The following is a 17889-nucleotide window of genomic DNA, read 5'->3' as shown; positions in this document are numbered from 1 at the left end:
CCATGTCTGACACGCCCAACAATTGGACTTCGCTGTGGGAGCACCGCGACCTGATGCTCGGCGGACTGGGCACGACGGTGCTGCTCTTCGTGCTCGCCGCCGTGCTGAGTTTCGTGCTCGGCTGCCTGCTGGCCTGGCTGCTGGAAGGCCGGGACAACGCCGCGCGCCGCACCCTGCGCCTGGGCATCAACGCGCTGCGCATGCTGCCTTTCCTGATCTTCATCTACCTGCTGTACTACGGCCTGCCCTCGCTGGGTATTCGACTGGAAGCCTGGGACGCGGGGCTGATCGGTCTGTCGGTCTACTATGCGGCCTATTACGCCGAGCTGCTGCGTGGCGCACGCCTGGTGCTGCCACCCGGCTCGCTGGACGCGGCCTACGCCCACGGCTACCGGCGCGGCAAGGCCTTTCTGCGCATCGTGCTGCCTCAGCTGGTGATGCGCACGCGCGGCGAGAGCGGCAACCTGCTCATCATGTGCCTGAAGGACACCTCCTTCCTGGGCATCATCACCGTGACCGAACTGACTGCGGCGGCCAACGCCATGTCTTCGCGCTACTTCATCCCCATGGAAGCCTTCGTGCTGGTGCTCGGGCTCTACTGGACGCTGGGCATCGCGGTGGACGCGCTGATGCGCCGCTTCGGGCGCCATGGACGGCTACGAGGACTTGAATATGAGTGAGAACCCACCTCTGCCGCAGCCCGGCGTCACGCCCGCGGTGTCCATCCGCAACCTGTCCAAGAGCTTCAATGGCGTGGAGGTGCTGCGCGACATCGACCTCAGCGTGGCCAAGGGCGAGGTGGTCAGCATCCTGGGCTCCTCGGGCTCGGGCAAGTCCACTCTGTTGCGCTGCGTGAACTGGCTGGAACAGCCCGACCGCGGAGAAGTCCGCATCGGCGGTGCGCGCATGGGCGTGGACGACCAGACCGGCAAGCCGCTGCCGGGCCGAGCCCTGGCGGCGATGCGCGCGCGCACGGGCATGGTGTTCCAGAGCTTCAACCTCTGGCCGCATTTCACCGTGCTGCAGAACGTGATGGAAGTTCCCGTGCACGTGCAGGGCAAGCCCAAGGCCCAGGTGCGTGAGCAGGCCCTGGCCCTGCTGGCCAGGGTGGGCATGGTCGACAAGGCCGGGCAGTACCCGCACACACTCTCGGGTGGGCAGAAACAGCGCGTGGCCATCGCCCGCGTGCTGGCCATCGAACCCGAGGTGCTGCTGTTCGACGAACCCACCTCGGCGCTGGACCCGGAACGCGTGGGCGAGGTGCTGGCCGTGATGCGCGACCTGGCGGGCGGTGGTTACACCATGATGGTGGTCACGCACGAGATGGATTTCGCCCGCGCCGTGTCGGACCAGGTGGTGTTCCTGGAACAAGGCAAAATCATCGAGCGCTGCGCCCCCGAGAAGTTCTTCACGAACCCGGAGACCGATCGGGTGCGCAAGTTTCTCGAACTGGAAATCAAGTAAGCACGTGTTTCGATCCGTTTTGACCGCCGCGGCCCCCTCGGGCCGTGGCCAAACCTGAGCCATGGAGGGCTCCGCCTGGACCCTGGCCTTCGTGGGCCTGTCGATCTTCGCCGCGGGCGTGATGCGTGGCTTCAGCGGCTTCGGTGCCGCGCTGTTCGCGACGCCCGCGCTGTCCCTGGTGTTCCCGCCCGCGGCCATTGCCCCGGTGATGATGGGCCTGCAGGTCTTCTCGGGCCTGCAGACCCTGCGCGGCGACTGGCCCCACATCCTTTGGCGCCGGGTCGGACCCCTGCTGGCCTGCAGTGTGCTGGTCGCGCCCTTCGGGGCCTGGCTGCTGGTGGGCGTGCCGGCCGACGCCGGGCGCCTGGCCATCGGTCTCATCGTCCTGGCCACGGCGCTGTTGCTGCTCTCGGGCTGGCGCGCCACGCGCGCACCCGGCCCGGTGGCCACGGCCCTGGCCGGCGGTAGCTCGGGCCTGCTCAATGGTTTCTCGGCCATGGGCGGGCCGCCCCTGGTGGCCTATTTCCTGAGCGGCCACTTCGCGGCGGCGACGGCGCGCGCCAGCATGACCTTTGTCTTCCTGGGCCAGAACATCGTCTCGCTCGCCACCGTCGTGGCGCTGAGCGGCATGCCCGCGCAGTTCCTGCCGCACCTGGCCCTGGCGCTACCAGCCCAGGTGGTGGGCATCCTGCTGGGCCAGCGCCTGTTCGAACGCTACGGCCAGGCCCATTACCGGCGCATCTGCATCCTGGTGCTGGGCGCGATCGCGCTGCTGCTGATCGCGCGCGCGGCTTGGCAGTTGCTGCCCTGATCACGACCCGCGCACAATCGGTCCCTGTTTTTTCTCTCCATCGCTTCTTTCGCATCCAGGAAATCCGCCATGAACCAACCCGTCGTCTTCATCACCGGCGCCACCTCGGGCTTCGGCCGCGCCACGGCACGCCGCTTCGCGCAAGCGGGCTGGTCACTCGTGCTCTCGGGCCGGCGCACCGACCGTCTGGAAGAGTTGAAGAAGGAACTGGCGGGCCAAGCCGCGGTGCACATCGCCACGCTGGACGTGCGCGACGCCAACGCCGTGGCGGCCCTGGTGACCGGGCTGCCTGCGGCCTTCCGTCCGGTGCGTTGCCTGGTCAACAACGCAGGTCTGGCGCTGGCGCCCATCCCCGCGCAGAAGGCGGCTCTGCAGGACTGGCACACCATGATCGACACCAACATCACGGGCCTGGTGAACGTGACGCATGCCCTGCTGCCCCAGCTGATTGAAACGGGCGCAGGCGCGAGCATCGTCAACCTGGGTTCGGTGGCGGGCAGCTGGCCCTACCCAGGCGGTCACGTCTATGGCGCCTCCAAGGCCTTTGTGCAGCAGTTCAGCTACAACCTGCGCTGCGACCTGCTGGGCACGGGCGTGCGCGTGACCGACATCGCCCCCGGCATGGCCGAGACCGAATTCACCCTGGTGCGCACCGGCGGCGACCAGGCCGCCAGCGACAAGCTCTACCGCGGCACCACGCCGCTGACGGCTGAGGACATCGCCGAGCAGATCTTCTACGTCGCCACCCTGCCGGACCACATCAACATCAACCGCCTGGAAGTGATGCCCACGCGGCAGGCGTGGTCGGCTTTTGCCATCGACCGCGACCCGGCCTGACTGACATCACCGAGCGGTCTTGCGCTGCGCATCAGGCCGCTCAGGCGGGCCCGATGGTCACTCAGAGGCGGAACACGCCCACCATCTGGTCCAGGCGCTGTGCCTGGGAACGCAGGCTCAGCGCGGCGGCGGAGGATTCCTCCACCAGGGCCGCGTTCTGCTGCGTGACCTGGTCCATGCTGCTGATGGCCTGGCCCATCTGCGTGACTTCGGCGCTCTGGGCACTGCTGGCCGAGCTGATCTCGCCCATGATGTCGGTCACCCGCTGGATGCTGGCCACCACCTCGCCCATGGTGCTGCCAGCGCGATCGACCAGGGACTCACCCTGCTCGACCTGCGCGACGCTGGCGCTGATCAGCGCCTTGATTTCCTTGGCCGCGTCCGCACTGCGACCCGCCAGCGAACGCACCTCGCTGGCCACCACCGCGAAGCCCCGGCCCTGTTCACCCGCACGCGCCGCTTCCACCGCCGCGTTCAACGCGAGGATGTTGGTCTGGAAGGCGATGCCATCGATCACGCTGATGATCTCGGCGATCTTGCGCGAGCTGTCGCTGATGCCCTTCATGGTGTTGACCACCTGGGACACGACCTCGCCACCCTGAGCCGCGACGGCTGACGCGCTCTGCGCGAACTGATTGGCCTGCTGCGCATTCACCGCGTTCTGACGCACCGTGGAGCCCAGTTGCTCCATCGAGGCGCTGGTCTGTTGCAAGGTGCTGGCCTGACTCTCGGTGCGCATGGACAGGTCCTGGTTGCCCTGGGCAATCTCGGCGCTGGCACTGGAGATGCTGCCCGAGGCCTCGCGCACCGAACCCACCAGTTGGCGCAGGGCCGTCTGCATGCGCGACAGGCCCTGCATCAGGCTGTTCGGATGGCCACTGCCCGGCACCTCGTGCGCCAGGTTGCCATGGGCGATTTCGGTCAACGCCTCACGCGCCTCGCCCAAGTCGCCGCCTAACTCATTTTTCACAATGTTACGCAGATAGACGGTGAAGGTGGCGGAAACGACCACTGCCAACGCAGCCATGGACAAGGCCAGCCACACCATCTGCTTGGTGCGGTCATCCACCTGGGCCTGCGCCTGCGCGGCAGCCTGGCCCGCGACCTCGATCTGCTTGAGCAGTTCGCCGCGCAGATTGCGCCAGGCCGGCGTCTCCGCGCTGTTGAGGAATTTTGCCGTCTCGGGCGACTGTGCCTTGATCAGGACCAATACCTGCTCCTGGGCCTGGGCATGCACTGAACGCAGCGGCGGCAGCTTGTCCAGGCCGTCGGCGAAGGCCGTGCCACGCGCCGTGGCACTCGTGTCCACATAGGCCTTTTCATAGCCTTTGCGGGCGGCGTCCAGGTTGTCGTAGGCCTTGGAATTACCCGGGTCAAGCACGATGTTGCGCAAGGCCTGGCCCATCTGCAGGCCCTGGGCGTACATCTCTCGCAAGCCCTCGCTGATGCGCTGTTCGGTCTCGATGTAACCGCTGAACTGGTTCTTTGTATAGACCAGTCCCCCGATGCTGCCGACCAGACTAAGGATGAAAAGCGCCGCGGGGACCATGGCGCAGACAAGGAGTTTGGCGCTGAATTTCATGGAAAAACTTGTTCTGAGTGGACGTTCCTTGCGTTATACAAGGTTCGTGCCACGCCACCAACTCGCCTTTCGACCGCCGAACGGCTCGCATTGAAGCCGATCAACCGCATATCCCGAGAGCCGCGCAACGCTTAGGCGGCCCTGGGTCCCGGGATCAGACCCGCTCGATCGCCATCGCCACACCTTCGCCACCGCCGATGCACAGCGTGGCCAGGCCGCGCTTCTTGCCGCGCGCCTGCAGGGCATGCAGCAAGGTGACCAGGATGCGCGCGCCGCTGGCCCCGATCGGGTGACCCAGGGCGCAAGCACCACCGTTGACGTTGAGGATCTCGTGCGGCACCTTGAGTTCCGCCATCAGGGCCATGGGGACGACGGCGAAGGCCTCGTTGACTTCCCACAGGTCCACGTCCTTCACGCTCCACCCCGCGCGCGCCAGCGCCTTCTGCGTGGCGCCGATGGGCGCGGTGGTGAACCATTCGGGCTCATGCGAATTGATGGCATGGCCCATGACCTTGGCCAGGGGCTTGCAGCCCAGCTTCTTGGCCGTGGACTCGCGCATCATCACCAGTGCAGCCGCGCCGTCGTTGATGGAGGAACTGGACGCGGCGGTGATGGTGCCGTCCTTCTTGAAGGCGGGCTTGAGCGTGGGAATCTTGTCCAGCTTGGCCTTGCCCGGGCCTTCATCGATCTCGACCACGGTCTCGCCCGCGCGCGTCTTCACCGTCACGGGCGTGATCTCGGCCTTGAAGGCGCCACTGGTCGTGGCCACCTGCGCGCGCTTGACGCTCTCGATGGCGAAGGCGTCCTGCGCTTCGCGCGTGAACTTGTACTTGGCCGCGCAGTCCTCGCCGAAGGTGCCCATGGCACGACCCGCTTCGTAGGCGTCTTCGAGGCCATCAAGCATCATGTGGTCGTAGACCTTCTCATGCCCCATGCGGTAGCCGCCGCGCCCCTTGAGCAGCAGGTAGGGCGCGTTGGTCATGCTCTCCATGCCACCAGCGACCACCACGTCCGCCGTGCCCGCGGCCAGCATGTCGTGCGCGAACATCGCGGCACGCAGGCCCGAGCCGCACATCTTGGACAGCGTGACCGAACCGGTGGTCTTGGGCAGCCCGCCCTTGAAGCCCGCCTGTCGGGCCGGCGCCTGGCCCTGGCCCGCCATCAGGCAGTTGCCGATGATCGCTTCGTTGACCAGTTCGGGCGCAATGCCCGCGCGCGCCACGGCCGCCTTGATGGCCGCGCCCCCCAGGTCGTGCGCCGCGAGGGACGCGAAGTCGCCCATGAAAGCGCCCATGGGCGTGCGGGCGCTGCTGACGATGACGATGGGATCGGACATGGTTTGCTCCTTGGGAGTGGGCCGCGAGAATGACAGAAGTTGGAAAGACCACGAACGCGCGGCCAGCCACGGAATTGTGCCGCGAAAGGGAGGCCATGGCAGCCACCGGAACGGGTCCGCAGCACTACGTAGGGGGATTACCCGATACCCCTGGCCTGCGGCCCCTTTGCTGTCGGGCGAATCAGACCGCGCGCTTGGCCCGCACGGCCTTCGACACGCGCGACACCGGCTCGCGCCCCAGCGCGGCGCTGATGTAGACGCCTGCGTCAATCAGCGCGTCCAGGTCGATGCCGGTTTCGATGCCCATGCCGTGCAGCAGGTACACCACGTCTTCCGTGGCCACATTGCCGGTCGCGCCCTTGGCGTATGGGCAGCCACCCAGGCCCGCCACGGAGGCATCGAACTGCCAGATGCCGAGCTCCAGACTGGCGAGTGTGTTGGACAGGGCTTGGCCGTAAGTGTCGTGGAAGTGACCCGACACTTGGTCCACCCCATAGTGCCGCAACGTGGCGTCGAGCACGCGCTGCACCTTGAGCGGCGTGCCCACGCCGATGGTGTCAGCCACGCCCACGTGCTGCACGCCGATGTCCTTCATCAGCCGGGCCAGCATGCCCACGCGCTCGGGCGCGACCTCACCCTCGTAAGGGCAGCCCACCGTGCAGGACATCGCGCCGCGCACCGCGATGCCGTGCTCCAGCGCCCGCGCGACCACGGGCGCGAAGCGCTCGATGCTCTCGGCGATGGAGCAGTTGATGTTCTTCTGACTGAAGGCCTCGCTAGCCGATCCAAAGACCACCACCTCGTCCGGCCATTCCTCGCGCGGTGCGGCCAGGGCCGCGTCCAAGCCCCGCAGGTTCGGCACCAGCACCGCGTAACGCACATCGCGTGGGGCATCGATGGATCGGTGCAGGCCCCGCATGACCTCGGCGTTGTCCGCCATCTGCGGCACCCACTTGGGGCTGACGAAACTGGTGACCTCGATGTGCCTCAGGCCCGCGGCCCGCAGGCGTTGCACCAACCCGACCTTGACCTCGGTCGGCACGGACTGCTTTTCGTTCTGCAGGCCATCGCGTGGGCCGACGTCGACGAGCTTGACGCGCTGGGGTAGTGGTTTCATGACGGGTCTCTCTGCGCTCTCTCGGGATAGGAGATGGAATGGCGGCGGAAGCTGCGCCGGATTGTCAAACACCCGGGCCTAGGTCTGCTCCGCCACCCCGCGCATGCTGGCACGGAACGCGACCTTGCGCACGATGGCCGAGAAAGCGCGTGCCGGTGCCGAGGCGCCTTTGTCGGGAGACCACAGCATGCCGGGCGTGCGCACAGGCGTCGGGCTTTCCAGCCGCACGATGCACAGGCCCGCATGCGCGGGCACCGCGGCGGCCGCAGCGATCGTGGCCAACTGGGTCTTGGCCACCAGACTCATGATGGGCGCCAGGGTGTTGATCTCGGCCACGATCTGGGGCTCGGCACCACAGGAGCGGAAGCATTCGTCCAGCATCTGCCGGGTCGCGAAGCTGGCGGGCAGCAGCACCATGGACAGGCGGTGCAGCTCGACCATGCGCACGCGCTTGCGCCGCGCCAGCGCATGGCCTTGCGCCACCACCAGCACCATTTCCTCGTGGTAGAGCGGCTCGAACTGCAGCGGCCCGGGCACGGTGGGCCGGTAGGCGATGCCGAGGTCCAGCGTACCCTGCTGCAGGCGCTGGGCGATCACGTCCGCAGCCAGTTCATCCACCATCACGCGGGTCTGGGCGTAGCGCCGCTGGAAGCTCGCGATGCAGTCGGGGATGAAGCCAAGGTTGAAGGTGTGGGTCGCACCGATGCGCAGTTCGCCCTCGACTTCACCCGGGTTCTCGCGCAAGGCCCCCAGGCCGCGATCGATCTCCTGCAGGGCCAGGGTGGCATGGTGCAGAAAAGCCTCGCCCGCCTCGGTCAGCACCACGCGCTTGGCCGCGCGGTCGAACAACAGCACGTCCAGTTCCTGCTCCAGCTGCTTGATCTGGTGCGACAGAGTGGACTGCGTGACGTGCAGCCGCTCGGCGGCGCGCGTGAAGTTGAGCGAGCTCGCCAGCGCATTGAAATAGCGCAGATGCCGCAGCTCCATGGCGGGGAATCTCCAGGCAGTTCATCGATGGTGTCGATGGTATTCATGAATATCCATCATTTTCAATACTCATCAACCCGACCTAGAGTTCAGCCTGATTTCCGTTCATCCGCCCGCACAAGAAAAATACCAGGAGACATAGTCGATGCACCAAGTCCTCAGCGGGATCAAGGTCCTGGAACAAGGCACCTTCATCACCGGGCCGGCTGCCGGCATGTTCCTCGCCGACCTGGGTGCCGAGGTCGTCAAGATCGAGCAGCCCGGCACGGGCGACCCCTTCCGCGCCTTTCGCGGTGGGCTCTACAGCCCGCACTTCCAGACCTACAACCGCAACAAGCGCAGCATCACGCTGAACCCCAAGCTGCCCGAGGACGCGGCCGTGTTCGACGAGCTGGTCAAGGACGCGGATGTCTACATCCAGAACTTCCGCCCCGGCGCGGCCGAGCGACTGGGCGCGGGCGAGGCGCGGCTGCGCGGGCTCAACCCCCGGCTGGTCTACTGCGCCATCAGCGGCTTCGGCCCCACCGGCCCCGCCGCCGCGCGCCCGGCCTACGACACCGTGGCCCAGGCGGCCAGCGCCTTCCTCAAGCTGCTGATCAACCCGGCCAACCCGCGCGTGGTCGGTCCGGCGATCGCCGACGCGTTGACGGGCTTCTATGCCGCCTACGGCGTGCTGGGCGCGCTGGTGGAACGCGGGCGCACCGGCCAGGGCCGCAAGGTCGAGGTGTCGATGCTGGAGGCCATGACGCACTTCAACCTCGACGCCTTCACGCATTACTTCTCCGAGGGCGAAGTGATGGGGCCGTTCAGCCGCCCCAGCGTGTCGCAGTCCTATGTGCTCGAATGCGGCGACGGCAAGTGGATCGCGCTGCACATGTCCTCGCCCGAGAAGTTCTGGCAAGGCCTGGCCAACGCGATCGAGCGGCCCACGCTCTTTCAGGACCCTCGTTTCGCTGATCGAGAGGGCCGCATCGCTCACCAGGATGAACTGATCGCGCTGCTGGGCGACCTGTTCCGCCAGCGCGACCGCGCGGCCTGGTGCACGCGCCTTGAAACCGAGGACGTGCCCCACGCTCCCATGTACGACACCCAGGAGGCCATGCAGGACCCGCAGGCCAGGCATCTGCAGCTGGAAGTGAGCGCGCCGCATCCGGAGGGCGGCGAGTGGCGGACCATCCGCTCGCCCGTGAGCTTCGACGGTGAGCGCGCCCTGCAGGTTACGGCGCCGCCCCTGCTGGGCGCGGACGACGAGGCCATCGTCGGACCGATCAGGCGGCGCTTGAAGCAAGGCGCTTGAGCCTGGCTTGACCCTACGCGGCCCAGCCCGGCAAGAAGCGATCAGGGATCGCGTGAGAAACACAACGAAGGAGACGAGACAACATGACCCCGATGACCGAAGATGACCTGACGCAGGCCGTGCTGCAACGCCTGTCCGACGCGAAGGACCCGCGTTTCAAGCAGGTGATGACCTCGCTGATCCAGCACCTGCACGCCTTCATCCGCGAGGTGGACCTGAGCCCCGACGAGTGGATGACCGCCATCCAGTTCCTGACCGCCACCGGCCAGGCCTGCACCGACAAGCGTCAGGAATTCATCCTGCTGTCCGACACGCTGGGCGCCTCCATGATGGTCGTGATGCTCGACCAGATGCGCGCCGCCAGGCGCAATGCCGGCAACGGCGGCCACAGCCCCACGCCGGCCACCGAAGCCACGGTGCAAGGCCCCTACTACTGGGAAGGCGCACCCATCCTGCCGCTGGGTTCGGACATCGCCCCCGGCGTACCGGGCGAACCCGCGTTCTACAGTGGCCGTGTCACCGACACCCGAGGCCAACCCCTGGCGGGTGCGACCCTGGACATCTGGAGCGGCGATGGCGAGGGCGTCTACGACATGCAGGTCGACGGCGCCGGCATGGCCGCGCGGGCGCGCATCCGCACCGACACGCAGGGACGCTACTGGTTCTGGTCCATCAAGCCCAGCTATTACCCCGTGCCGGTGGATGGCCCGGTGGGCCGCATGCTGGACGGCATGGGCCGCCACCCGAACCGCCCGGGCCACATCCACATGAAGGTCTACACACCCGGCCACGTCACGCTGACCACCCACCTTTTCGTGGCCAACAGCCCGTACATCGATTCGGACGCCGTGTTCGGCGTGCGCCCCAGCCTGGTCGTGGATTTCGAGTCGCACCCGGCCGGCAAGGCCCCCGATGGACGCGCCATCGACACCCCCTACTGGTCGGCCCACTACGACTTCCGGCTCGAGCCCGCCTAACGGAGAAAGCGACACACGCCATGAAAATCGGCAAGAACACCGTGCCCCGCACGGCCATCTGCACCTCGGACGAACACACCATCGTGGTGCGCGGCCTGGACCTGTGCCAGGACGCCATCGGTCACCTCAACTTCGCCGACTACTTCTTCCTGCTGCTGACGGGCAGAAAACCTGATGCCGCGGCCAGCGCCGTGCTCAACGCCACGCTGGTGGCGATCGCGGAGCACGGCTTCGTGCCCAGCGTTCAGGCCAGCCGCATGACCTACGCCGCCGCGCCGGACGCGCTGCAGGGCGCTGTGGCGGCGGGCATCCTGGGTTGCGGCTCGGTCATCCTGGGCGCGTCGGAGACGGCGGGGCGCCTGTTCCTCGACGTGGAACAGCGCATGCAGGCCGGCGCCAGCGACGCTGAAGCCGCCGAGGCCGCACTGCGCGAACTCAAGACCCAGGGCCGCGCCATCCCCGGCTACGGCCACCCCTTGCACAAGGCGGTGGACCCGCGTGTGGGCCGGCTGATCGCCGTCGCCACCGAGGCCGGTGCCGATCTGCGTTACGTGCGCATCGCCCAGGCGCTGGAGCGCGCTATTTCCCCTATCGTGGGCAAGGACCTGCGCATGAATGTCTCGGCCGCCATTCCCGCGGTGCTGCTGGGCGTGGGTTTCCCGGTCGTGTCGCTGCGCGGCGTGCCCATCCTCGCGCGCACTGCGGGGCTGATCGCGCATCTGGCCGAAGAAGCCGAAACGCCCAGCGGCTTCGCGCTGTCCTACCAGGCCACGCGCGAACTGCAGTACGAAGGTCAAACCCCCCAAGGATTCGGAGCTCAACCATGAAACGTCGTCTGATGATCGCCAGCCTGCTGCTGGCCAGCCAGGCCGCGCGGGCTCAAGTGCCCGGCGCACGCGCCATGAAGATCGTCGTGCCCTTCGGCGCCGGCACCACCACCGACATCGTCGGCCGTGTGCTGGCCGACAGCCTGGGCAAGCAACTCGGCCAGCCGGTGATCGTGGAAAACAAACCCGGCGCGGGCGGCAGCATCGGCTCCGACCAGGTGGCCAAGGCCACGGCCGATGGTCAGACCTTGGTGCTGGGCACGGTGGGCACGCACGCCATCAACGCCTCGCTGTTCAAGAACCTGAGCTATGACCCGCTGCGCGACTTCGTGCCGCTGGGCTTCGTGGGCGCCACGCCCACCTTGCTGGTCGTGCCCGCCGCCTCGCCATGGAAGAGTGTGGTCGATCTGGCCCGTGCCACGGACCCCAACATCAACTTCGCCTCCGCGGGCAATGGCACCTCGGGCCACCTGGCGGGCGAACTGCTCAATGTGCGCCTGGGCAAGAACTTCGTGCACGTGCCCTACCGCGATGGCGCCCAGGCCATGACCGAGCTGATGGCGGGCAATGTGCAGTTCATGTTCTACCACCCAGCCGCCGTGCTGCCGCACATTCGCGCGGGCAAGCTGCGCGCGCTGGGCGTGTCGGGCGCCAAGCGCAGCGCTGCGGCGCCTGAGGTGCCCACGCTGATGGAACAGGGCGTGCCCGACTTCGACCTGGTGGCCTGGTTCATGCTGTACGGCCCCGCCGGCCTGGCCGCCGCGCGGCGCGATGCCCTGCGCAAGGCCACCCGCGCGGTGCTGGCCCAACCCGAGACGCGCGAGAAGCTGGCGGCCCAGGGCATCGAACAGGCCGACATGGGCGACAGCGCCATGGCCAGCTTCGGCGCGGCCGAAATCGCCAAGTGGGGCGAGGCCGTCAAGCGTTCGGGCGCGCAGATCAACTGAGCACGCCCAGGGCACACCGCACACCCGCCAGCCCAAGACGAAAGGAGTCCGGCCTGCCAGGAAAACCCCTTGGCCCCCCAACGCGACCTCGACAGACCTATACAGAGAAGCGGGCACGACCCGCGACAGGAGACAAACATGCGTTCAAGAATTCACTGGTGGATCGGCCTCTGCATCAGCCTGGCCTGCGGCCTGGCATCGGCCCAGGAGGCCTGGCCGTCCAAACCCATCCGCATCGTGGTGGGCTTCGCGGCGGGCACGCCGCCCGACATCTTCGCGCGCCTCTACGGCGACTACGCGTCCAAGAAACTGGGCCAGCCCGTGATCATCGACAACAAGCCGGGGGCCGCGGGCAATCTGGCCACGGACACGGTGGCCAAGGCGTCCGGCGACGGCTACACCCTGCTCTACAACCTGTCGACCGCGTTCACGATCAATCCCTACATCTACAGCAAGCTGCCCTACGACCCCGCCAAGGATCTGACGCCCGTGGCCACCACCATGCGCCAGGGCCTGGTGCTGATCGCCAAGCCCGAAGGCGGCGCCAAGACCATCCAGGAACTGCTGGCCACCGCCAAGGCCAAGCCAGGCACGCTCTCGCACGCGTCCTACGGCGCCGGCAGCCCCTCGCACCTGATCGTGGAATGGTTCAAGGACGAGACCGGGACCCAGATGGTGCACGTGCCCTACCGCGCCAGCCCCATCGCCGACATCGTGGGTGGCCAGGTGGACACGCTGATGGAACCCATCGCCACCGGCTTCCCGTTGATCAGCAGCGGCAAAGCCGTCGCGCTGGCTTACTCCGGCCCCACGCGTTTCGCCGCCTTGCCCAATGTGCCCACGCTGGCCGAGGTGGTGCCTGGCTTGTCGATGATGTCCTGGCACGGTATCTGGGCGCCCTCGGCCACGCCGGCGGCCATCGTGAACCGCATCAACGCGGTGTTCGTCGAAGCCAGCCGGGACCCGGAACTGTCGCGCCGCATCCGTGAACTGAATAGCGAGCCGCTGGGCCTGAGCCGCGCGGAAATGGCCGAGGCCATCCAGCGCGACGCGGGCATCTACAGCCGCATCGTGAAGGCCAAGAACATCCGGGTGGATTGAGGAGTCACGCCCCCGCCAGGTGGCTCAGTCCGCCAAGCGCAGTAGTTCGGCGCCCTCGGCCACCTGATCGCCGGGGGCATAGAGCAGTTCCGCCACGCGGCCATCGGTGGGCGCGGTGATGGCGTGCTCCATCTTCATGGCTTCCATCACGGCCAGCACCTCGCCCTGGCGGACTTGGTCCCCCGCCTGCACGGCGAAGGACACGACCTTGCCCGGCATGGGCGCGGCCAGGCGTCCACCCTCGGCTTGCGCCCCGCCCACCTGGGTCAGCGGATCGATCAGGTCGATACTCCCCGCCCCCTCGGCGCCAAACACCTGCCACCCGGTGGGGCCCCCGAGCGCGGGTCGGGTCGCGTGCACGGCCACGGTCTGGCGCTCGCCCGCAAACGCCAGGTCCAACCCGCCGTCGGGCAGCACCTGGAACGACAAGGTCCCTTCCACCGCATCGCTCCGCGCGCCGATGCGCAGGGTCCACGCCAGACCCAAGCCCGGCCCATAGCGCAGTTCGGCACCCAGGGTGCGCGCCGCGCCCACATCCGGGGCGGAGGCCGGGGCCACGCCTTGCGGCAACACGAAATCGAAACGCCGCTTGGCCTGACCCCAGGCCCGCCATCCATCGCGGCGCGCGAACGGGGAGGGCGTCGCGCCTGACCGATCCGTCATTGCCACGGCGTCAGCTCTCTCGTCCGCCAGGATGCGCGCCACCACGGCCGCGACCCTCAAGGGCAGGCCCAGCGGCTCGCGCCCGAACAGCCGGGCGCTTTCGCGCTCGATCAGGCCCGTGTCCAACCTGGCCTGAGCGAAGGAGGGTGTCGCCAGCACGTGGCGCAGGAACTGCACATTGTTGACCACGCCGACAATGTGCACCCGCGCCAGCGCCGCATCCAGCCGGGCCAAGGCTTCCTCGCGGGTGGCGCCGTGCACGATGAGCTTGGCGATCATGGGGTCGTACCAGGGCGTGATCTCGTCGCCTTCTTCCACGCCGTCGTCCACACGCACGAAGCCTGTCGTCGCGTCAGCCCGTGTGAAGCAGGCCGCGGGCGGCTTGCGGTACACGGCCAGGCGTCCCGTGGCAGGCAGGAAACCGGTGTCCGGGTTCTCGGCGCAGAGGCGCGCCTCGATGGCATGACCATTGATGCGCAACTGATCCTGCGTCAGGGGCAGGGATTGGCCGGCCGCCACGCGCAACTGCCACTCCACCAGGTCCAGGCCGGTGATGGCCTCGGTCACCGGGTGCTCCACCTGCAGGCGGGTGTTCATCTCCATGAAGTAGAACTTCATCGGACCGTTCTGTTCGACGATGAACTCCACCGTGCCCGCGCCCACATAACCGACCGCCTGCGCCGCACTCAGCGCCGCACGGCCCATCTGGCGACGCAAGGTGTCGGACAGGCCCGGGGCCGGCGCTTCTTCCAGCACCTTCTGGTGCCGGCGCTGCACGGAGCAGTCGCGTTCGAACAGATAGACACCTTGCCCCTGGGTGTCGGTGAAGACCTGGATTTCGATGTGGCGCGGGCGCTGCAGGTATTTCTCGATCAGCACCGCCTCGTCCCCAAAGCTGCGTGCAGCTTCGCGTCGGCAGGCCTCAAGCGCGGCGTCGAAATCCTGAGCGCGGTCGACCACGCGCATGCCCTTGCCGCCGCCACCCGCGCTGGCCTTGATCAGCACGGGATAACCGATGGCCGCGGCCTCGCGCCGCAGCAGTTCGGGGCTCTGGTCCGCGCCGTGGTAGCCCGGCACCAGGGGCACGCCCGCCTGTTCCATCAGGCGCTTGGCCTCGGCCTTCAGGCCCATGGCCTGAATGGCCGAGGGCGGCGGGCCGATGAAGACCAGGCCCGCCGCGGCGCAGGCGCGCGCGAAATCCTCGTTCTCGGAGAGAAAACCGTAGCCGGGATGGATGGCCTCGGCCCCCGTGGCGCGCGCCGCCGCCAGGATGGCCTCGATGCGCAGGTAGCTGTCCTGCGGCGCATTGCCGCCGGGCGTGGCACTGATAGCCACGGCCTGGTCGCAGGCACGGACATGCTTGGCGTGCACGTCGGCGTCCGAGTAAACGGCCACCGTGCGAATACCCAGGCGCCGCGCGGTGGCTGCGACGCGGCAGGTGATTTCACCGCGGTTGGCGATAAGTATCTTTTTGAACATGCCGTACCTCCATCACCCCAGCCAGGACGGCTTGCGTTTTTCCAGGAAGGCCAGCACGCCTTCGCGGCCTTCGCTGCTGGCGCGGATGTCGGCGATGCCCTCGACCGTCCAGTCAATCAGGGCGTCGTCGATCTCGCGCCCGGCCACGCCGGCGATGAGTCGCTTGCAGGCCCGCACGGCCGCAGGGCCGGCTTCGCACAAGGCGTGGGTCAGTTCGTTGACTTTCGCGTCCAGCGCCTCGGCGGCCACCACCTCGTGGACCAGGCCGATGCGATGGGCCTCGGTGGCGGCAAAACGTTCGGCGGTGAGGAAGTAGCGCTGCGCGGCGCGCGCACCCATTGCGCGCATCACATAGGGGCTGATGGTCGCGGGCACCAGGCCAATGCGCGTTTCGCTCAGGCAGTAGCCGGCCTGGTCCGCGCTCACGGCCATGTCGCAGGCCGCGACCAGGCCCACGCCACCCGCGTAGGCGTCACCCTGCACGCGGGCGATCACGGGCTTGGGGCATTCGGCGATGGTGCGCAACATGCCGGCCAGGCGGGCCGCGTCGGCCAGGTTGTCTTCATGCGTGTAGCCGGCCATGCGCTGCATCCAGCGCAGGTTGGCGCCGGCGCAGAAGGCCGGGCCGTGCGCGCCCAGCACCACGACGCGCACCTCGCGCGCTTCTCCCGCGAGGGTGAAGGCACGCGTGAGCCCGGTGACCAGGGTGTCGTCGAAGGCGTTGCGCGTCTCGGGCTGATTCAGCCAGATCCGCGCCACGGGGCCTTGCAGGTCCACGTCCAGGGTGTGGAAGTCTTTCATGCGCGTGGTCTCCTCGTAGGCCAGCCCCATCTCACATGCGGAACACGCCGAACCTGGGCTCGGGCACCGGCGCATGACGCGCCGCCGCCAGGCCCAAGGCGAGTACGCGTCGCGTGTCGGCCGGATCGATGATGCCGTCGTCCCAGAGACGCGCCGTCGCGTAATACGGGTGCCCCTGCGCTTCGTACTGCGCCTGGATGGGGGTCTTGAAGGCCGCTTCTTCCTCGGCGCTCCACGCTCCGCCCTTGGCTTCGATGCCATCGCGCTTGACGGTCGCCAGCACGCTGGCGGCCTGTTCACCGCCCATGACACCGATGCGCGCGTTGGGCCACATCCACAGGAAACGCGGCGAGAAGGCGCGCCCGCACATGCCGTAGTTGCCCGCGCCAAAGCTGCCACCGATGATGACGGTGAACTTGGGCACATTGACGGTGGCCACCGCCGTCACCATCTTGGCGCCATGGCGGGCGATGCCCTCGTTCTCGACCTTGCGTCCGACCATGAAACCGGTGATGTTCTGCAGAAAGACCAAAGGCACCTTGCGCTGACCACAGAGTTCGATGAAGTGCGCGCCTTTCTGCGCGCTCTCGCTGAACAGGATGCCGTTGTTCGCCACGATGCCCACCGGCATGCCCTCGATGTGGGCAAAGCCGCAGACCAGGGTCGCGCCGAAGCGGGCTTTGAATTCGTGAAACTCCGAGCCATCCACGATGCGGGCGATGACCTCGCGCACGTCGAAGGGCTTGCGGCTTTGCCGGCCTGCTTCGTCCATCGGAATGAGGCCATGCAGTTCCTCGGCGGCATAGGTGGGAGCCTGGGGCGGAATGTCGGCAGTGGCGATCGGCACCTCGCGCGCGACGTTCAGGTTCGCCACGGCCTGCCGCGCCAGGGCCAGCGCGTGCAGGTCGTCACGGGCCAGGTGATCGGCCACGCCCGACAGCCGCGTGTGCACGTCGCCCCCGCCCAGGTCTTCGGCGCTGACCACCTCGCCCGTGGCGGCCTTCACCAAGGGCGGGCCGCCCAGGAAGATGGTGCCTTGCCCCTGCACGATGATGGACTCGTCACTCATGGCCGGCACGTAGGCACCGCCCGCCGTGCAACTGCCCATGACCACGGCGACCTGGGCGATGCCCAGCGCGGACATCTGCGCCTGGTTGTAGAAGATGCGCCCGAAATGGTCACGGTCGGGAAACACCTCGTCCTGGTTGGGCAGGTTGGCCCCGCCCGAATCCACCAAGTAGATGCAGGGCAGGCGGTTGGCTTCGGCGATCTCCTGCGCGCGCAGGTGCTTCTTGACCGTCATCGGGTAATAGGTGCCGCCCTTCACCGTGGCGTCGTTGCAGACGATCATGCAGTCCACGCCACTCACGCGGCCGATGCCCGCGATCAGGCCCGCGCCGGGCGCCTCGTCGCCGTACATCGCATGCGCGGCCAGCGGCGCGATTTCCAGAAAGGGCGAGCCCGGGTCCAGCAGTTGCTGCACGCGCTCGCGTGGCAACAGCTTGCCGCGGGCGACATGCTTGGCGCGAGCGATGTCGCCTCCACCCTGTTCCACCCGAGCGAACTGCGCGCGCAGATCCTCCACCAGCGCGCGCATGGCGGCGACGTTGGCCTGGAAGGATGCCGCGCGCGGGTTGAGTTGGGAAATCAGCTTGCTCATGGC

The 17889-nt window shown here is 67.8% G+C and carries 16 protein-coding genes; 9 read left to right on the top strand and 7 right to left on the bottom strand.

Features of this window, described 5'->3' with window-relative positions; genetic code table 11:
* The first annotated feature begins 2 nt into the window (after positions 1-2).
* From DW355_RS05070 to DW355_RS05055, 4 genes are all read left to right on the top strand, one after another.
* On the top strand, positions 3-680 hold the full coding sequence (locus DW355_RS05070; RefSeq protein ID WP_131278240.1) for an amino acid ABC transporter permease: 678 nt from the start codon (positions 3-5) through the stop codon (positions 678-680).
* Entirely contained in the window at positions 673-1464 is a 792-nt protein-coding gene (locus tag DW355_RS05065) for an amino acid ABC transporter ATP-binding protein (protein ID WP_131278239.1), read from the top strand. Before DW355_RS05070 ends, DW355_RS05065 begins: the two co-directional genes overlap by 8 nt.
* Positions 1465-1525: 61 nt before the next feature.
* Positions 1526-2275, top strand: coding sequence for a sulfite exporter TauE/SafE family protein (locus DW355_RS05060; RefSeq protein WP_131278238.1), 750 nt, complete (start codon positions 1526-1528; stop codon positions 2273-2275).
* Between the two features lie 69 nt (positions 2276-2344).
* A complete protein-coding gene (locus DW355_RS05055) occupies positions 2345-3112 on the top strand; it encodes an SDR family NAD(P)-dependent oxidoreductase (RefSeq protein WP_131278237.1) in 768 nt (255 codons plus the stop codon).
* A 61-nt stretch (positions 3113-3173) separates the two neighbouring features.
* On the opposite strand, the gene DW355_RS18345 is transcribed toward DW355_RS05055, so the two are convergent.
* From DW355_RS18345 to DW355_RS05035, 4 genes are all read right to left on the bottom strand, one after another.
* Positions 3174-4694 carry a methyl-accepting chemotaxis protein gene (locus tag DW355_RS18345; protein WP_131278236.1) on the bottom strand — a complete coding sequence of 507 codons (1521 nt, stop codon included), beginning with the start codon at positions 4692-4694 and terminating at the stop codon, positions 3174-3176.
* A gap of 154 nt (positions 4695-4848) precedes the next feature.
* The gene (locus DW355_RS05045) at positions 4849-6030 is read right to left on the bottom strand and encodes an acetyl-CoA C-acyltransferase (RefSeq protein ID WP_131278235.1); all 1182 of its coding nucleotides are present in this window, start codon (positions 6028-6030) and stop codon (positions 4849-4851) included.
* A gap of 181 nt (positions 6031-6211) precedes the next feature.
* Positions 6212-7147 (bottom strand): hydroxymethylglutaryl-CoA lyase, encoded by a 936-nt coding sequence (locus DW355_RS05040; protein WP_131278234.1) that lies wholly within the window; start codon positions 7145-7147, stop codon positions 6212-6214.
* A gap of 78 nt (positions 7148-7225) precedes the next feature.
* On the bottom strand, positions 7226-8134 hold the full coding sequence (locus tag DW355_RS05035; RefSeq protein WP_131278233.1) for a LysR substrate-binding domain-containing protein: 909 nt from the start codon (positions 8132-8134) through the stop codon (positions 7226-7228).
* A 145-nt stretch (positions 8135-8279) separates the two neighbouring features.
* On the opposite strand from DW355_RS05035, the gene DW355_RS05030 reads away from it, so the two are divergent.
* The 5 genes from DW355_RS05030 to DW355_RS05010 all read left to right on the top strand — a co-directional run bounded on the left by DW355_RS05030 (position 8280) and on the right by DW355_RS05010 (position 13283).
* Positions 8280-9431 (top strand): CaiB/BaiF CoA transferase family protein, encoded by a 1152-nt coding sequence (locus DW355_RS05030; protein ID WP_131278232.1) that lies wholly within the window; start codon positions 8280-8282, stop codon positions 9429-9431.
* A gap of 83 nt (positions 9432-9514) precedes the next feature.
* Positions 9515-10408, top strand: a complete 894-nt coding sequence (locus tag DW355_RS05025) for a dioxygenase (protein WP_131278231.1) — start codon at positions 9515-9517, stop codon at positions 10406-10408.
* Between the two features lie 20 nt (positions 10409-10428).
* Positions 10429-11235 (top strand): citryl-CoA lyase, encoded by an 807-nt coding sequence (locus tag DW355_RS05020; RefSeq protein WP_131278230.1) that lies wholly within the window; start codon positions 10429-10431, stop codon positions 11233-11235.
* Positions 11232-12182, top strand: coding sequence for a Bug family tripartite tricarboxylate transporter substrate binding protein (locus tag DW355_RS05015; RefSeq protein ID WP_131278229.1), 951 nt, complete (start codon positions 11232-11234; stop codon positions 12180-12182). The genes DW355_RS05020 and DW355_RS05015 overlap by 4 nt, the downstream gene beginning before the upstream one ends.
* A gap of 138 nt (positions 12183-12320) precedes the next feature.
* A complete protein-coding gene (locus DW355_RS05010; RefSeq protein ID WP_131278228.1) occupies positions 12321-13283 on the top strand; it encodes a Bug family tripartite tricarboxylate transporter substrate binding protein in 963 nt (320 codons plus the stop codon).
* A 24-nt stretch (positions 13284-13307) separates the two neighbouring features.
* Here the strand turns inward: DW355_RS05010 and DW355_RS05005 are convergent, their stop codons facing one another.
* From DW355_RS05005 to DW355_RS04995, 3 genes are read right to left on the bottom strand one after another with little or no spacing between them, the layout of a single operon-like run.
* A complete protein-coding gene (locus DW355_RS05005; RefSeq protein ID WP_131278227.1) occupies positions 13308-15425 on the bottom strand; it encodes an acetyl/propionyl/methylcrotonyl-CoA carboxylase subunit alpha in 2118 nt (705 codons plus the stop codon).
* Positions 15426-15437: 12 nt separating this feature from the next.
* The gene (locus tag DW355_RS05000) at positions 15438-16226 is read right to left on the bottom strand and encodes an enoyl-CoA hydratase/isomerase family protein (protein ID WP_131282320.1); all 789 of its coding nucleotides are present in this window, start codon (positions 16224-16226) and stop codon (positions 15438-15440) included.
* A gap of 31 nt (positions 16227-16257) precedes the next feature.
* Entirely contained in the window at positions 16258-17886 is a 1629-nt protein-coding gene (locus tag DW355_RS04995) for a carboxyl transferase domain-containing protein (protein WP_131278226.1), read from the bottom strand.
* Between the last annotated feature and the right edge of the window lie 3 nt (positions 17887-17889).

Origin of the sequence: Hylemonella gracilis (assembly GCF_004328645.1) — a bacterium.
Classification (GTDB): Bacteria; Pseudomonadota; Gammaproteobacteria; order Burkholderiales; family Burkholderiaceae_C; genus Hylemonella; species Hylemonella gracilis_B.
Note: the sequence above shows the minus strand (reverse complement) of the source record. Positions and strands in the feature narration are given on the sequence as shown.

Bases quoted from the DNA above. Each gene is read 5' to 3' on its own strand.
- DW355_RS05035 (WP_131278233.1), bottom strand. From the start codon at position 8,134: ATGGAGCTGCGGCATCTGCGCTATTTCAATGCGCTGGCGAGCTCGCTC.
- DW355_RS05000 (WP_131282320.1), bottom strand. From the start codon at position 16,226: ATGAAAGACTTCCACACCCTGGACGTGGACCTGCAAGGCCCCGTGGCG.
- DW355_RS05045 (WP_131278235.1), bottom strand. From the start codon at position 6,030: ATGTCCGATCCCATCGTCATCGTCAGCAGCGCCCGCACGCCCATGGGC.
- DW355_RS05010 (WP_131278228.1), top strand. From the start codon at position 12,321: ATGCGTTCAAGAATTCACTGGTGGATCGGCCTCTGCATCAGCCTGGCC.
- DW355_RS05055 (WP_131278237.1), top strand. From the start codon at position 2,345: ATGAACCAACCCGTCGTCTTCATCACCGGCGCCACCTCGGGCTTCGGC.
- DW355_RS04995 (WP_131278226.1), bottom strand. From the start codon at position 17,886: ATGAGCAAGCTGATTTCCCAACTCAACCCGCGCGCGGCATCCTTCCAG.
- DW355_RS05015 (WP_131278229.1), top strand. From the start codon at position 11,232: ATGAAACGTCGTCTGATGATCGCCAGCCTGCTGCTGGCCAGCCAGGCC.
- DW355_RS05070 (WP_131278240.1), top strand. From the start codon at position 3: ATGTCTGACACGCCCAACAATTGGACTTCGCTGTGGGAGCACCGCGAC.
- DW355_RS05065 (WP_131278239.1), top strand. From the start codon at position 673: ATGAGTGAGAACCCACCTCTGCCGCAGCCCGGCGTCACGCCCGCGGTG.
- DW355_RS05030 (WP_131278232.1), top strand. From the start codon at position 8,280: ATGCACCAAGTCCTCAGCGGGATCAAGGTCCTGGAACAAGGCACCTTC.
- DW355_RS05025 (WP_131278231.1), top strand. From the start codon at position 9,515: ATGACCCCGATGACCGAAGATGACCTGACGCAGGCCGTGCTGCAACGC.
- DW355_RS05005 (WP_131278227.1), bottom strand. From the start codon at position 15,425: ATGTTCAAAAAGATACTTATCGCCAACCGCGGTGAAATCACCTGCCGC.
- DW355_RS05060 (WP_131278238.1), top strand. From the start codon at position 1,526: ATGGAGGGCTCCGCCTGGACCCTGGCCTTCGTGGGCCTGTCGATCTTC.
- DW355_RS05040 (WP_131278234.1), bottom strand. From the start codon at position 7,147: ATGAAACCACTACCCCAGCGCGTCAAGCTCGTCGACGTCGGCCCACGC.
- DW355_RS05020 (WP_131278230.1), top strand. From the start codon at position 10,429: ATGAAAATCGGCAAGAACACCGTGCCCCGCACGGCCATCTGCACCTCG.
- DW355_RS18345 (WP_131278236.1), bottom strand. From the start codon at position 4,694: ATGAAATTCAGCGCCAAACTCCTTGTCTGCGCCATGGTCCCCGCGGCG.